The sequence below is a fragment of the Thermaerobacter sp. PB12/4term genome (assembly GCF_003403315.2).
GTDB lineage: Bacteria > Bacillota > Sulfobacillia > Thermaerobacterales > Thermaerobacteraceae > Thermaerobacter.
Genome location: NZ_CP048407.1, coordinates 1,206,541 through 1,219,730, shown reverse-complemented (window position 1 = coordinate 1,219,730; position 13,190 = coordinate 1,206,541). Strand labels below are relative to the sequence as shown.

The window sequence follows — 13,190 nt, the reverse complement described above, 5'->3', positions numbered from 1 at the left end:
GCGGCCTTCCACCCCGTCCCGGACAGGGCCGTCCCTGGCAGGAATCCGGCGGCCAGGGCGGCCTCCGACCCGGCTACCGCCACGGCTGCATCCACCAGTTGAAGAGGAGCAGAGCCGGCAGCAGGCTGTCGATGCGATCCAGCATGCCGCCGTGGCCCGGCAGCAGCGCGCCCGAATCCTTCAGGCCAGCCCGCCGCTTCCAGTAGGATTCGAAGAGGTCACCCGCCTGGCCTGCGACGGCCACGGCCGCGGCTGCCGGAACCAGGCCGGCGGGGTGCACATCCAGAAGGCCGGCCAGGGCGATGGCCACCAGGAGACCGGCCGCCAGGCCGCCCGCCGCCCCCTCCCAGGTCTTGCCGGGGGAGATGCGCGGTGCCATGCGGTGGCGGCCCACCGCCCGGCCCACGAAGAAGGCGGCGATGTCCTGGACCCACAGGATCACCAGCGGCACCAGCAACCAGGCCACCCCCGCCCGGCGCAGCCAGAGGGCATGGGCCAGGGGCACCCCGACCCAGAGGGTGACGGCCGCCCCCAGCAGGGCGGCCCGGGCTGCGGTGGCGAAGACGGGGCCGCCCTGCCCGGCATCGGCGGACGCAGGCGCGGCCCCGCCGGGCCCAGGGCTCCCGCGGCGGAACCCGGCGGTCATGGCGGCCGCCAGGGCGGCCACCATGACCGCCGCAGCCCCGCCCGCTGCCATGGCGGCCATGGCCGGCCCGGGCAGCAGGGCCAAGCTTACGCTCGGCAGGGCCCCGCCTAGCGCACAGGCACCCCGCACCGCCGCGGCCGGCTGCGCAGCCCGGTGGCGGGCCGGCAGCCAGCGATCCGCCGGTTCGGCCCGCCGGCCGCCGGTAGTGCCTGCCGCCAGCAGGCCCGCCGCCTCCCAGCCCGCCAGCAGGCCCACCACGGCCAGCAGGGAGGCCAGGGCCAGCCCGCCCCGGGCGACGGCCCACAGCACCGGCGGCAACAGCAGGACGGCGGTGATGACCCGCGCCTTCAGCATGGAGCGGCTGCGCCCCCGCCGCTTGCGGGCCGGGAACCCCCACCGCTTCCCGGCCGGGAGCTCCCGCCCCTCGCCGCCCGGCTGCCGGCGCCGGCGCCGGCCCCGGGTCCGGCGCCGGCCGACACGGCGCCGTCACCGTTGCCCGCTGCGGGGCGGCCGGCCTGCAGCACCGCACCGTCCCCACCGGGCACCGCCCCCTCCCCGGCAGCCGCGTCCGGCCCCGCCGCCGGGCCCGCTGCCCGCTGCGGCGCCGCGGGGCCAGCCGGGCCCGCCGCGCCGGTCGCCCCCGGCCGGCCGGAGGAACGCTCCCCTTCGCCGGCCAGGTGACCGGCCAGGCCGGGCCACCCTTCTTCCCGGGTCCTGGCGTCCGCCCCTGGACCCAGGCCCCCGAAGCGCCGCTCCCGCCGGGCGAAGTCCTCGATGGCTTCCACCAGGTGCACGGGGCGGAAATCGGGCCAGGCCACGGGGGTGAACCAGAGCTCGCTGTAGGCGATCTGCCAGAGCAGGAAGTTGGAGATACGCCACTCGCCGCTGGGCCGGATCAAGAGGTCGGGGTCGGGCAGGTCCGCCGTCTGCAGGTGGGCCGCCAGGACCGTCTCGTCGATGGCCGCAGGGTCGATCTCGCCCCGGGCGGCGCGCTCGGCCACCAGCCGGGCAGCCCGGGCCAGCTCCCAGCGGGCGCCGTAGTTGAGGGCCAGCACCAGCACCATGCGGCGGTTGTGGCGGGTGGTCTCCACCGCCCGCAAGACCTCCCGCCGCGGCAGCGCCGGCAGCCCCGCGGGGTCGCCGATCACCCGGATCTGCACGCCGTTGCGGTGAAGCTCGTTGAGGTCCCGGCGGATGTGCTCCACCAGGAGGCCCATCAGGGCGCGGACCTCGGCCGGCGGCCGCCGCCAGTTCTCCGTGGAGAAGGCGTAGAGGGTCAGGACCTCCAGGCCGATGTCCCCGGCGAAGCGCACGATCTCCCGCACGCTCTCGACTCCGGCCCGGTGGCCGGCCACCCGCGGCCAGCCCCGGCGCTGGGCCCAGCGACCGTTGCCGTCCATGATGATGGCCACGTGCCGCGGCATCCGGCCCAGAGCCCGCACCCGGTCGATCCGGAGGTGAAGTTCCACCTCCTCCGGCCGGGGCGCTGCCCGGCCTTGCCGCTCAACGGGATCGGTCACCGGCTCCCTCTCCTTCTCTCCCGGCTGCGTCCCGCCCGGCCCCGCTCCCTTGCTCCGCGGCACTCGCCGCGCCCCAACCGGAGCGCGGCGCCCCGGGGCCGGTTCCGGCTCCACCCGGCCGCGGGGCGGCCGTCTCCGCGGGGCCCGCCTTGACCGGGCCTGCGCCCCCGTCCCCCGCGGCGGCGCCTGCCCCGCCGGGCGCACCGGCATCCAGGGAACCCCCGCTGGGCGGCCCCCAGCTCCCGGCGGCCGCCTCGCCCAGGGCGGCCTCCAGGTCCGCCCGCGGCAGGGGGGGGAGGGGAAAGGCCGCCACCAGGAGCCGCACCTGGCCGGGCGCCTCGCCTGCCTCCGCCCGCACCACCCGCCACAGGGTCAGCCGGGGGCCCACCTGGCGGGCCCGGCGCCGGGCCGGTTCCTCCGGCGCGGCGGTCACCGCGACGGTAACGGAAAGACCTGCCCCTGCCAGGCGCCGGCGCGCTTCCGCCAGGGGCAGGCCCACCAGGTCCTGCAACGGCGTCACACCTCGCGGATTTCCTTCTCCTTGGCGGCCAGCAGCTCGTCGATGCGGGCGATGATCCGGTCCGTCAGCTCCTGGACCTTCTCCTGGGCGCGACGGATCTCGTCCTCGGAAAAGCCCTCGTCCTCCAGGTCTTTGAGATCCTCATTGGCCTGGCGGCGCAGGTTGCGCACCGCCACCCGCTCTTCCTCCGCCATCTTGCGCACCCGCTTGACCAGCTCGTTGCGGGTTTCCTCCGTCAGCGGCGGCAGCACGATGCGGATGACCTGGCCGTCGCTGGAGGGGTTCACACCCAGGTCCGACTTGGCGATGGCCCGCTCGATCTCGCCCATCACACCCTTGTCCCAGGGCTGGACCACCAACATCCGCGGCTCCGGCGCCGTGATGGTGGCCAGCTGGTGGATGGGCATGGGCGTGCCGTAGTAGTCGACCCGGATCTTCTCCAGCAGGGCCGGCGTCGCCCGACCCGCCCGGACCCCGGCCAGCTCCCGGCGGAAGTTCTCCGCCCGCGCCTCCATCCGTTCCCGGGTCTCCCGGAGGATGTCCTCGATCACCGGGGCTCCCCCCTGACGTATGTACCGATGTTCTCGCCCAGAACGGCCCGGCGCACGTTGCCCGGGACGCTGAGGTTAAACACCCGGATAGGGATGTTGTTCTCCATGCAAAGGGACGTGGCCGTCGAATCCATCACCCGTAAGCCGCGGTTGAGCATCTGCAGGTAGTCGATCTCGTCGATCTTGCGGGCGTTGGGGTCAAGGCGCGGGTCCGCGTCGTAGATGCCGTCTTCCTTGGTCGCCTTGAAGAAGATCTCCGCCTCGATCTCGGCGGCCCGCAACGCCGCCGTCGTGTCGGTGGAGAAGTATGGGTTGCCGGTCCCCGCGGCGAAGATCACCACCCGGCCCTTCTCCAGGTGGCGAATGGCCCGCCGCCGGATATAAGGCTCGGCCACCTCCTTCATCTCGATGGCCGTCTGGACCCGTGTGTCGACACCGTGCTTCTCCAGGGCGTCCTGGAGGGCCAGGGCGTTGATCACCGTGGCCAGCATCCCCATGTAGTCGGAGGTGGCCCGGTCGATGCCCTTGGCGCTGCCCTGCACGCCCCGCCAGATGTTGCCCCCGCCTACCACGATGGCCACCTGGACGCCCAGGTCGACCACCTCCCGCACCTGGCGGGCGATGGAGTCGACGACATCGGGGTCGATGCCGAACCCGCCGCCGGCCAGCATCTCACCTGACAGCTTCAGCATGATCCGCCGATAGCGGGGGCGCGGCAACCCGTTGTCCGAACGGTTGTCTGGGCCGCCTTCGGGGCGACCTGGGGCTTGACCGGTTCCCGCCCCACCGAGCCCCGCCGGCGGAGACGGCTGACCTTCGCTGTCGCTGCGCTCCACGGCTCCCCGACCTTTCTCCGACCGCCGCCGGGTCCGCGCCCGGCACCAGGCGGAACCTGCTGCACGGGACGGTGGGCCTCAGGCGCCGCCCAGCTCAAAGCGGACGAACCGCCGCACCCGGATGTTCTCACCCAGCTTGGCGATCGCCTGCTTGATCAGGTCCCCCACGGTGATGGAGTCGTCGCGGATGTACGGCTGCTCTTCCAGGCAGACCTGGCTGAAGAACTTGTCCAGCCGCCCCTCGACGATCTTGTCGACGATGGGGGCCGGTTTGCCCTCGGCTTCGGCCTGGCGGCGCAGGACCTCGCGCTCCCGCTCCACCACCTCGGCCGGCACCTCGTCGCGCCGGACGTACTGGGGTGCCGTGGCCGCCACCTGCATGGCCAGCTCGTGGACCAGCTGCCGGAAGTCGTCGGTGGCCGCCACGAAGTCCGTCTCGCAGTTCACCTCGATCAGCACGCCGATGCGGCCCTGGCCGTGGATGTAGGCGTGGACCAGGCCTTCTGCCGTCTCCCGGCCGGCCTTCTTGGCGGCGGCCGCCATGCCCCACTCGCGCAACAGCTGGGCCGCCTTGTCCAGATCGCCGCCCGCCTCCTCCAGGGCCTTCTTGCAGTCCATCATGCCGGCGCCGGTGCGCGCCCGCAGTTCCGCCACCTGCTTTGCGCTAACCGCCATGGATGGCCTCCTTCCTCACCCTGCCGGACGGCGGGCCGGAACCGGGGCGCTGCCCCGGCGGCGGGCCTGCGCCGGTTCCGGCCCCGCCGGTTCGTCCGGCCGGGTCCGCTTGCCTCACGAGCCGTGACCGCCCTCTCGCCGGCCGGCGTGACACGTCCCGTCGCCGCACCGGCCGGGCCCCACCTGGGCCCTCGCCGCCGGCAGCAGGCCCGGGGTGGCCGGCCGCCCGGGGTCAGGCCTCGACCACCTGGACGCCCTGCTTGCCCTCCAGCACCGCGTCGGCGATCTTGCCGGTAATCAGCCGGACGGCGCGGATGGCGTCGTCGTTACCGGGGATCACGTAGTCAACCTCTTCGGGATCGCAGTTGGTGTCGACGATGGCCACCACGGGGATGCCCAGCTTGCGCGCCTCGGAGACGGCGATCTTCTCCTTGCGGGGGTCGACCACGTAGACGGCGTCGGGCAGGTCCTTCATGCCCTTGATGCCGCCCAGGTACTTCTCCAGCTTCTCCTTCTCCCGCAAGAGGCGCGCCACTTCCTTCTTGGGCAGCCGGTCGAAGTGGCCCTCGGCTTCCATCTGCTCCAGTTCCGCCAGCCGGTCGATGCGGGTGCGGATGGTGGCGAAGTTGGTCAGGGTGCCGCCCAGCCAGCGCTCGTTGATGTAGAACTCGCCGCAGCGCGTGGCCTCCTCGGCGATGGCCTCGCGCGCCTGCTTCTTCGTCCCCACAAAAAGAATGCGGCCGCCCTGGGCGACCAGCTCGCGGACGAAGTGGTACGCCTCGTCCAGGAGGCGCACCGTCTTCTGCAGATCGATGATGTAGATCCCGTTGCGCTCCATGAAGATGTAGGGGCGCATCTTGGGATTCCACCGGCGGGTCTGATGGCCGAAGTGCACGCCCGCTTCCAGCAGTTGCTTCATGGCCACGACCGGCACCGGCCTCACCTCCTCGCGGTTGGTTCCTCCGCCCCCCTCGCCGGAGTGCGGAACCGGCGCGCCGCTGCGCCGCCAGCCGGCACCGCCGCACCCCTCCGGGGGCGTGTGATGTGCCTGCGACCGGTTCACCGGCCTCCCGGTGCGGTCCCGCAGCCCCGGCAGGCACTGCGGGGCTGCTGCCGTCCACCGGCGGTGTCCGGGCGCAAGCCGTTCGGTAGTATATCACAGGGTTTCCGGTGCGCCAACGAAGGGGCTAGCGCAGGGGATGGGGACCGCCGGCGGGCGCCGCCGCCCCGATCATCAGGTCGGGCGCCCCGCCCTGCGGGGTGGAACCGGGGGCGAGTGACCAGGACCAGGAGGACCACGGCCGGGAGGCCGGCGGGGCAGACGGCGCCTCCCCGCCCCGGGTGCTGCCTGGGGGCCTGCGGCCGGCAGGAGCCGCGGGCCCCGCCGCACCGTAGGCCGGTGGCGGGGAGCCGGTGTTCAGGCGGATGTAAACTGGGATGGCCAGGGGTAGCCGGTTCACCGGGCGAACGGGCACCGGCTGCTGGGCCAAGTGGGTGGCCAGGCCGTCCACCAGCTGGCGCCCCAGCTGGCGGCTCCACGGCGCGGACCAGGCGGCCAGCTGCTGCGGATCCAGCTGGGCGCTGAGCTGCCGGCGCAGTTCCTCCTCCAGGTGGCGCTCCAGGGCGGCCGCCGCTTCGGGCGGCAGCTCCAGCCGCACCCCGTAGACGATGATGCCGGCCTCCCGCAGCCGGGAAGCCAGCTGGGCGGCGATGGCGGCAGGCAGCTGCTCCTTGAGGGGGTTCATCACGGCCGGCAGCTGGCGGCGGACGGCCTCCTGAACCGCCGCCTCGGCCGCTGCGGCCAGGGGCCCGGCTTCCACCTCCACCGTCAGGCCCCGGCGTACCAGGTGCTGGATCCCGGCCGCCGTCACCAGGGCGGCCACCAGCAGGCCGCAGGTGAAGCCCAGCCAGAAGCCGCGCATCCCCTCACCCCCTGCCTGGCATAGTATGCCAGCCTTGTCCCGACCTATGCGGCCGGCCCAGGCGAGGTCGACCCGGCCGGGCGGACCCGGTGGCCGGGCGACGGGCAGGGAACGGGCGGCGGGGGCAGGGTCGTGGACGCCCGCCCCGCCGGTTGGGGATCACACCGTGCGATCCAGCTTCAGGCCCTTCCGTGGAAGATCCTCGGGCACCGGGCGGTCCCCCCGGGCCGCTGCGGGCGCGAGAGCCCCTCCGCCGGCGGCCGCCGGCTCGGCCCTGGCGCCGGGCACCGGGCCGGCGGGAGCCGGGATCGCCGCCCCGCCCTCGGCCCCGCCCGACGCCTCCCCCTCATCCGGGCCCGGGGCCGGCCGGCCCCTGCCGCCGGACCGCCGGCCATTCCCCCGGTGACCCGTTCCCGAGCGCCCGCCCGCACCCTCCCCGGGGCGCCGGGGCCGGCCACCGGCACCGGCCGCCCCGGAACCGCCAGATCCTGGGTCGTGCCCGGCCCGCCCTGCCGCCTCCCCGGCGCCGGCCCCGCTCACCTGGCGGCGGCGCCGGGCCTCGTCCAGGGTTGCGGCAAAGCGCTGGGCCTGTTCCTCCCCGCGTCCGGCCTCGGCCGGCTGCCGCTGCAGCCGCTGCGCCTCGGCCGCCGACTGGATGGCGTGGGGCCCGTCCAGCCCGCCGATGCTCACCCCATCACCCCCCGTCCTCACCCAGGCGGGCCCGCAAGCGCAGGATGGCCCGGGTGTGCAGCTGGGAAACCCGTGACGGGCTGACCCCCATGACCTCGGCGATCTCCTTGACGGTCAAGCCTTCATAATAGTAAAGGGTGACCACCAGCCGCTCCCGCTCGGGCAGGACCGCCAGAGCCTGGGCCAGGCGCTGGCGCAGGTCGGCCAGGGTGGCGGCCGCCAGGGGGTCGGCCGCCCCGGGATCGGCCAGCCGGTCCAGCACCGCCGCCGGGTCGTCGGACTCGCTGCGCAGCACGTCGTCCAGGGAGATCACGGTGGTGCGGGCCAGGTCCTTGAGGAGCTCGCCGAATTCCTCGGGCGTCAGCCCCATCTCCGCCGCCACCTCGGCATCCTCGGCAGGCCGGCCCAGCCGGTTCTCCAGCCGCCGGTAGCAGGCCTCCACCTCCCGGGCCCGCCGGCGCAGGCCCTGGGGTACCCAGTCCATGGCCCGCAGGCCGTCCAGCATGGCGCCGCGGATCCGGGTGTAGGCGTAGGTTTCGAACTTCACCCCCCGGGAAGGGTCGTAGCGCTTGATGGCCTCCATCAGGCCGAAGATGCCGTAGCTGATGAGATCGTCCAGCTCCACCTGGGGGGGCAGGTGGACGACCAGCCGCCCCGCCAGGTAGCGGACCAGAGGCAGGTGCTCCCGGATCAGGGCTTCCCAGCTCTCGGGATCCGCCGCCGTCCGGTACCGCCGCCACAGTTCCGCCCGCTCCTGCCGCTGTTTCAACTCCGCGGACACCCTGCTCCCCCCTCCGGCTTCCTCCCCCGGCCGGTCCGGACCCCGGGCCGCTCCGGCGCCGGGGCTCAGCCTAGCACCCGGCGCCGCCGGGCCTGCTCCGCCAGGATGAACCCGGCGATCCGGTCCTGCACCCGCGGGTCGATCTCCACAAACTCCAGGCCCACCACCGGCCCGTCGCCGGGTTCCACCCGCACCACCCGGGCCGTGGCCTGGGCGGCCCAGCCGGGGAAGGCCAGGTCGACCCGCACCAGTTCGCCCGGGGGCACGGGCCGGGACAGCTGGGCCCGGCAACCGCCGCCGCTGACGTCCAAGGTCCGGCCTTCCACGACCTGGGCCGGATCGCCGCGCCGCTCGATGCGCACCGGGAGGCGCAGGTCGATCCGGACCCACTGCCGCCGCTGCACCCGCTCCACCCGCCGGGGCCAGGCCACCACCAGCTCCGGCTCCGGCTCCACCCGGGCGCCGGCCACGGCGCTGACGAAGCCGAAGAGGCCCCGGGCCGCCTCCCGGTCCTGGGGGTCCCGGTACACCACCTTGACCGCCTGGCCGGGCCGGGGCAGCACCCAGCGCTGCCGGGCCATGGGCAGGGCCAGGACCAGCCCCTCCGCCGCCGTCCCCAGGACGTGGGTGCGGTAGGGCCCCGGACCGTGGCCCGGCGGCGCCTCGCCGACGAAGGTCACCTCCACCGGATGGTTGGTCTCCAGCGGCAAAGGCTCCACCCGGTCCATCCCACTCCCCCACTCCTTGCCCCGCCTCGCCGTCCGGTGGCACCGGCCCGGGCTAGCCCGGGACCGGCCCGCCGGCGGCTTCCCGGCCGGGAGGCGCCCCGCGGCCCGGCCAGAGCCGGGCCAGGTAGGCCAGCAAGCCTCCGGCGGCGGGCGGAGGGCATCCCAGCAAGTGGCGGGCCATGGCTTCCACAGCGCGGGCAGCAGGACTGTGGGGCGCCGCCAGCAGGAGGGGCACCTGCCGCTGCACGGCCTCCCGCACCCGGGGATCATGAGGCACCAGGCCGAGCAGGTGCGGCTCTACGCCCAAGAACCGCCGGCACACGCTGGCCAGCCGGGCGAAGGCCGCCTGCCCCTCCGCCGCCCGCTGCACCTGGTTGACGGCCACCCAGAGGCGGGGCGGGAGACCCTGCCCCCCGGCCGCCACCAGCTTGATCACGGCGTAGGCGTCGGCCAGGGCGGTGGGCTCGGGCGTGGTCACCACCAGCAGCTCCCGCGCCGCCAGCAGCTGGGGCCGCACGGGACCTCCCACCCCCGCACCGCCGTCGATCACCACCAGGTCCCAGCGGCGGCCCGCCAGCTGGCCCAGCACATGCCGCCACCGCAACCCGTCCACCGGAGGCAGCTCGCCCAGGCCGTGGCCCCCTGCCAGGAGGTCCACACCCCCGGGGCCGCCCACCACCGCCTGCTCCAGGGTGCACCGGCCCGCCAGCACGTCGCCGAGGTGCAGGGGTGCCGACACGCCGGCCAGAATCTCCGCATTGCCCAGCCCCACGTCGGCGTCCAGGAGCAGCACCCTCCGTTCCAGCCGGCGGGCGGCGATGGCCAGGTTGAGGCTGAGGTTGCTCTTGCCGACCCCACCCTTGCCGCTGGCCACCAGTACCGCCCGCGCTTGTTCAGCCAGCCCCGGTGCCGCTGAAGCCATGGCCTGACCCTCCCCCTGTCCCCGCCACCTGCCCTGGGCGGGCGCCCAGCCACGACGCCAGAACCTGTTGGGTACCGGGCAGGAGGTCGTCGGGCACCCGCTGCCCGCAGCCCACCAGGGCCAGGGGCAGGCCCCAGCGGGCGGCCCGGCTCAGCGCGGCGGCCGGGTCGAGGCACTCGTCCAGCTTGGTCAGCACCAGATCCGTGGCCCCCAGCTGCCGCCCCACCGCCACCAGTGCGGCCGCCTCGGCCGGTGCCAGCGTGGCCGGCAGGACCAGCAGCACCCGCCAGGGGCGTACCGCCGACAGCAGGGTGGCCAGCTCGGCGGCCACCTCGGGCAAGAGCAGGTTGCGCCCGGCCGTGTCCACCAGCGCCAGCGGACCGTCCCCCGACCCCCCGGAGGGAGGAACGGGCCGGGCCCCGGGGCCGGCCGGACCACCGCCCCCCGCGTGCAGCTCCGGCGCCTCGTCCCCGGCCGTGGCCCCGGTGATGCCGCGGCTCGCCGCCACCGCCGGCGCTGCCGCCGTCGCCCGGGCGAGGCCGCCGCCGGGCTCCTCCCAGGGCAGGCCCGCAACCCAGGCCGCTGCCTCGCCGGGGGAGTAGGCCACAGCCAGCGGCAAGCCCAACAGCTCGGCGTAGGCCGCCAGGGAGCGGGTGGCCCCCAGACGGTAGGTGTCGGCCGCCAGCAGGGCCACGTCCCGGCCCTCGTCCAGCACGGCCCGGGCAGCCAGCTTGGCCACGGTGGTGGTCTTGCCGGCTCCCGTGGGTCCCAGCACGGCGACCACCCCCGCCAGGGGCCGCGCCGCGGGAGGGAACCGCAAGGGCCGGGCGCCCCGGGCCGGCGGCCCCTCGTGGCGGGGGTGCCCCTCCGTGGCGTGCACCGCCTGCGCCCGCCTTGGGGGCTCTACTCTCCCCGGCCCGGCCCCGGTCTCGGGCCACCGGTCTTCAAGCGGCCCCTGGCGGCCGGCCGGGACCGGCGCCCCGCCCAGGGGGGGCAAAAGGGGACCTTGCCCCACCGCCACGTCGATGCGGAGGCCGCTCGGCGGCACCGGGAGGCGGACGGGCGTGACCTCCTCGACCGGGGCCGGGCCGGGCAATCCCGTACCCGTTCCCTCTCCACCCCCGGCCCCCGGCTCCGGCCCGGTCCCGTCCCAGGCGGCGGTAACCTCCACCCAGCGCCGGCCCCGCCCCAGCCACGCCCAGATCCCCCGCCCCCGGACGGACCGGGACTGCAGGATCACGGCGTCGCGCCCCATTTCGGCCCGTACCTGCTCCAGGGCCGTGCGCATGTCGGGGGCCCGGAAGCGCTTGATCTTCACGGCCGGATCACCCCCACCGTCTCGACCTGGAGATGGGGCACCAGCTCGTTATAGGAGACCACCACCAGCTGGGGCACCGCCGCCTCCAGCATGCGGTAGAGGTGCAGGCGGATGACGGGGGCGCACAGCACCACCGGTTCGACCCCCTGGGCGGCCACCCGCCGGACCTCGGCCTGGGCCGCCCGCAGCAGCCGTCCCAGCCAGTCGGCGGGCACGGCAGGATGGGTGCCGCCGGGCGCCTGCTGCAGGGCCTCCCGGATCACCTGCTCGGCGGCGGGGTCCAGGGCCAGGACCCGCAGCCGGCCGTCCCGCACCGGCAGGGACTCGGAGATCTGGGCCGCCAGGCGGTGCCGGACGAACTCCGTCAAGAGGTCGGTGTCCCGGGTGACGGGCGCCTGGTCGGCCAGGGCCTCGCCGATGGTGACCAGGTCGCGGATGGCCACGCCCTCCCGCAGCAGGTTCTGCAGGACCTTCTGGATCTCGCCCAGGCTCAGGTGCTGCTGCAGCTCGTCCACCAGGGCCGGGGCCACCTGGCGCAGCCCGTCCAGCAGCTGGCGGGTGTCCTGCCGGGTGAGCAGCCGGTAGGCGTTCTGCCGCAAGAGCTCCGACAGGTGGGTGGCCAGGACCGAGGCCGGATCGACCACCGTGTAACCCGCCAGCTCGGCCCGCTGGCGGGTTTCGGCCGGCACCCACAGGGCCGGCAGGCCGAAGGCCGGCTCGGTGGTCTCGATCCCTTCCACCCGTTCCGTTTCCAGGCCCGTGGCCATGGCCAGGTAGTGGTCGGGCAGCAGCCGGCCCCGCCCCACCTCGGCCCCCCGCAGGCGGATGACATAGGTATGGCTTTCCAGCAGCACGTTGTCCCGGACCCGCACCAGGGGCACCACCACGCCCAGCTCCTGGGCCATCTGCCGGCGGATGGCGGCGATGCGGGCCAAAAGGTCGCCACCCCGGCCCTCGTCCGCCAGGGCCAGCAGACCGTACCCCAGCTCGATTTCAATGGGGTCGACCGGCACGGCGTGGACGGGCTCCGGCTCCGCCCGTGCTGCCGCCGCTTCCGCTCGCGCCCGGGCGGCCTCTTCTTCCGCCTGGCGCCGGGCCTGTAGCTGCAGCCCCCGGGCCCCGGCGGCGGCGATGCCCGCCAGGACGAAGAAGGGCACCCTGGGCAGCCCCGGCACCAGCCCCAGCAGCACCAGGAACACCGCCGCCACGGCCAGCACCCGGGGATTGGAAAACACCTGCCGGCGCAGCTCGCCGCCCAGGTGGTCGTCCCCCGCCGCCCGGGTCACCACGATACCGGTGGCGGTCGACAAGAGCAGGGCCGGGATCTGGGAGACCAGCCCGTCGCCCACCGTCAGCAGGGAGTAGACCTGCAACGCCTCGGCCGCCGGCCGGCCGTCCCGCAGGACGCCGATCAGCACGCCCCCCACCAGGTTGATCACGGTGATGATGAGCCCGGCGATGGCGTCGCCCTTGACGAACTTGCTGGCACCGTCCATGGCGCCGTAGAAGTCCGCCTCCCGGGCCACCTGCTGCCGGCGGCGGCGGGCCTCCTGCTCGTCGATCAGGCCCGCCGCCAGGTCGGCGTCGATGCTCATCTGCTTGCCCGGCAGGGCATCCAGGGTGAAGCGGGCCGCCACCTCCGCCACCCGCTCGGCCCCGCGGGTGATGACGACGAACTGGATCACCACCAGGATGAGGAAGACCACCAGGCCGACCACCAGGTCGCCGCCCACCACGAAGTGCCCGAACTGGCGGATGATGGCCCCCGCGTCACCCTGCAGCAGGATGAGCCGCGTGGACGAGACGTTCAGCGCCAGGCGAAAGAGGGTGGCCAGGAGCAGCAACGACGGGAAGACGGCGATCTCCAGCGGCTCCTGGGTGTACATGGTCATCAGGAGGACCACCAGGGCAAAGGTCAGGTTGGCCGCGATCAGCAGATCCAGCAGCGCCGTGGGCAGGGGCACCACCATCATCACCACGATGGTGACCACCAGTCCCGCCACCACCGCGTCGGCGGAACCGGCCAGCCACTGCCCGGCAGCCGCCAGGCCTCCTGCCCTGCCCGTCAAAGGGCGGGCCAT

The 13,190-nt window shown here is 74.8% G+C and carries 14 protein-coding genes; all 14 read right to left on the bottom strand.

Annotated elements, in window-relative coordinates; all coding sequences use genetic code 11:
• Positions 1 to 73 precede the first annotated feature (73 nt).
• The 14 genes from DYI95_RS05015 to flhA all read right to left on the bottom strand — a co-directional run bounded on the left by DYI95_RS05015 (position 74) and on the right by flhA (position 13,190).
• Entirely contained in the window at positions 74 to 1,000 is a 927-nt protein-coding gene (locus DYI95_RS05015; protein WP_116901523.1) for a phosphatidate cytidylyltransferase, read from the bottom strand.
• Complete coding sequence (locus DYI95_RS13030; protein ID WP_116901524.1) at positions 994 to 2,166, bottom strand: isoprenyl transferase; 1,173 nt, start codon at positions 2,164 to 2,166, stop codon at positions 994 to 996. The genes DYI95_RS05015 and DYI95_RS13030 overlap by 7 nt, the downstream gene beginning before the upstream one ends.
• Positions 2,150 to 2,686, bottom strand: coding sequence for a PASTA domain-containing protein (locus tag DYI95_RS05005; protein WP_147308136.1), 537 nt, complete (start codon positions 2,684 to 2,686; stop codon positions 2,150 to 2,152). Before DYI95_RS05005 ends, DYI95_RS13030 begins: the two co-directional genes overlap by 17 nt.
• A complete protein-coding gene (frr, locus tag DYI95_RS05000) occupies positions 2,683 to 3,237 on the bottom strand; it encodes a ribosome recycling factor (protein WP_116901526.1) in 555 nt (184 codons plus the stop codon). The genes DYI95_RS05005 and frr overlap by 4 nt, the downstream gene beginning before the upstream one ends.
• On the bottom strand, positions 3,234 to 3,929 hold the full coding sequence (pyrH, locus tag DYI95_RS04995; RefSeq protein ID WP_243149871.1) for a UMP kinase: 696 nt from the start codon (positions 3,927 to 3,929) through the stop codon (positions 3,234 to 3,236). Before pyrH ends, frr begins: the two co-directional genes overlap by 4 nt.
• Before the next feature lie 222 nt (positions 3,930 to 4,151).
• Positions 4,152 to 4,748: a translation elongation factor Ts gene (tsf, locus tag DYI95_RS04990; protein ID WP_116901528.1), complete on the bottom strand. Its 597-nt coding sequence runs from the start codon at positions 4,746 to 4,748 to the stop codon at positions 4,152 to 4,154.
• 232 nt (positions 4,749 to 4,980) lie between these two features.
• Complete coding sequence (gene rpsB, locus DYI95_RS04985; RefSeq protein WP_006904949.1) at positions 4,981 to 5,682, bottom strand: 30S ribosomal protein S2; 702 nt, start codon at positions 5,680 to 5,682, stop codon at positions 4,981 to 4,983.
• 253 nt (positions 5,683 to 5,935) lie between these two features.
• Positions 5,936 to 6,670 carry a hypothetical protein gene (locus tag DYI95_RS04980; RefSeq protein ID WP_116901529.1) on the bottom strand — a complete coding sequence of 245 codons (735 nt, stop codon included), beginning with the start codon at positions 6,668 to 6,670 and terminating at the stop codon, positions 5,936 to 5,938.
• A gap of 159 nt (positions 6,671 to 6,829) precedes the next feature.
• A complete protein-coding gene (locus tag DYI95_RS04975; protein WP_116901530.1) occupies positions 6,830 to 7,360 on the bottom strand; it encodes a hypothetical protein in 531 nt (176 codons plus the stop codon).
• 4 nt (positions 7,361 to 7,364) lie between these two features.
• Entirely contained in the window at positions 7,365 to 8,141 is a 777-nt protein-coding gene (locus DYI95_RS04970; RefSeq protein WP_116901531.1) for a FliA/WhiG family RNA polymerase sigma factor, read from the bottom strand.
• 65 nt (positions 8,142 to 8,206) lie between these two features.
• Positions 8,207 to 8,869, bottom strand: coding sequence for a flagellar brake protein (locus DYI95_RS04965; RefSeq protein ID WP_006904953.1), 663 nt, complete (start codon positions 8,867 to 8,869; stop codon positions 8,207 to 8,209).
• A gap of 52 nt (positions 8,870 to 8,921) precedes the next feature.
• The gene (locus tag DYI95_RS04960) at positions 8,922 to 9,791 is read right to left on the bottom strand and encodes a MinD/ParA family protein (RefSeq protein WP_116901532.1); all 870 of its coding nucleotides are present in this window, start codon (positions 9,789 to 9,791) and stop codon (positions 8,922 to 8,924) included.
• Positions 9,763 to 11,109: a hypothetical protein gene (locus DYI95_RS13025; protein WP_116901533.1), complete on the bottom strand. Its 1,347-nt coding sequence runs from the start codon at positions 11,107 to 11,109 to the stop codon at positions 9,763 to 9,765. Before DYI95_RS13025 ends, DYI95_RS04960 begins: the two co-directional genes overlap by 29 nt.
• On the bottom strand, positions 11,106 to 13,190 hold the full coding sequence (gene flhA / locus DYI95_RS04950) for a flagellar biosynthesis protein FlhA (protein WP_116901534.1): 2,085 nt from the start codon (positions 13,188 to 13,190) through the stop codon (positions 11,106 to 11,108). The genes DYI95_RS13025 and flhA overlap by 4 nt, the downstream gene beginning before the upstream one ends.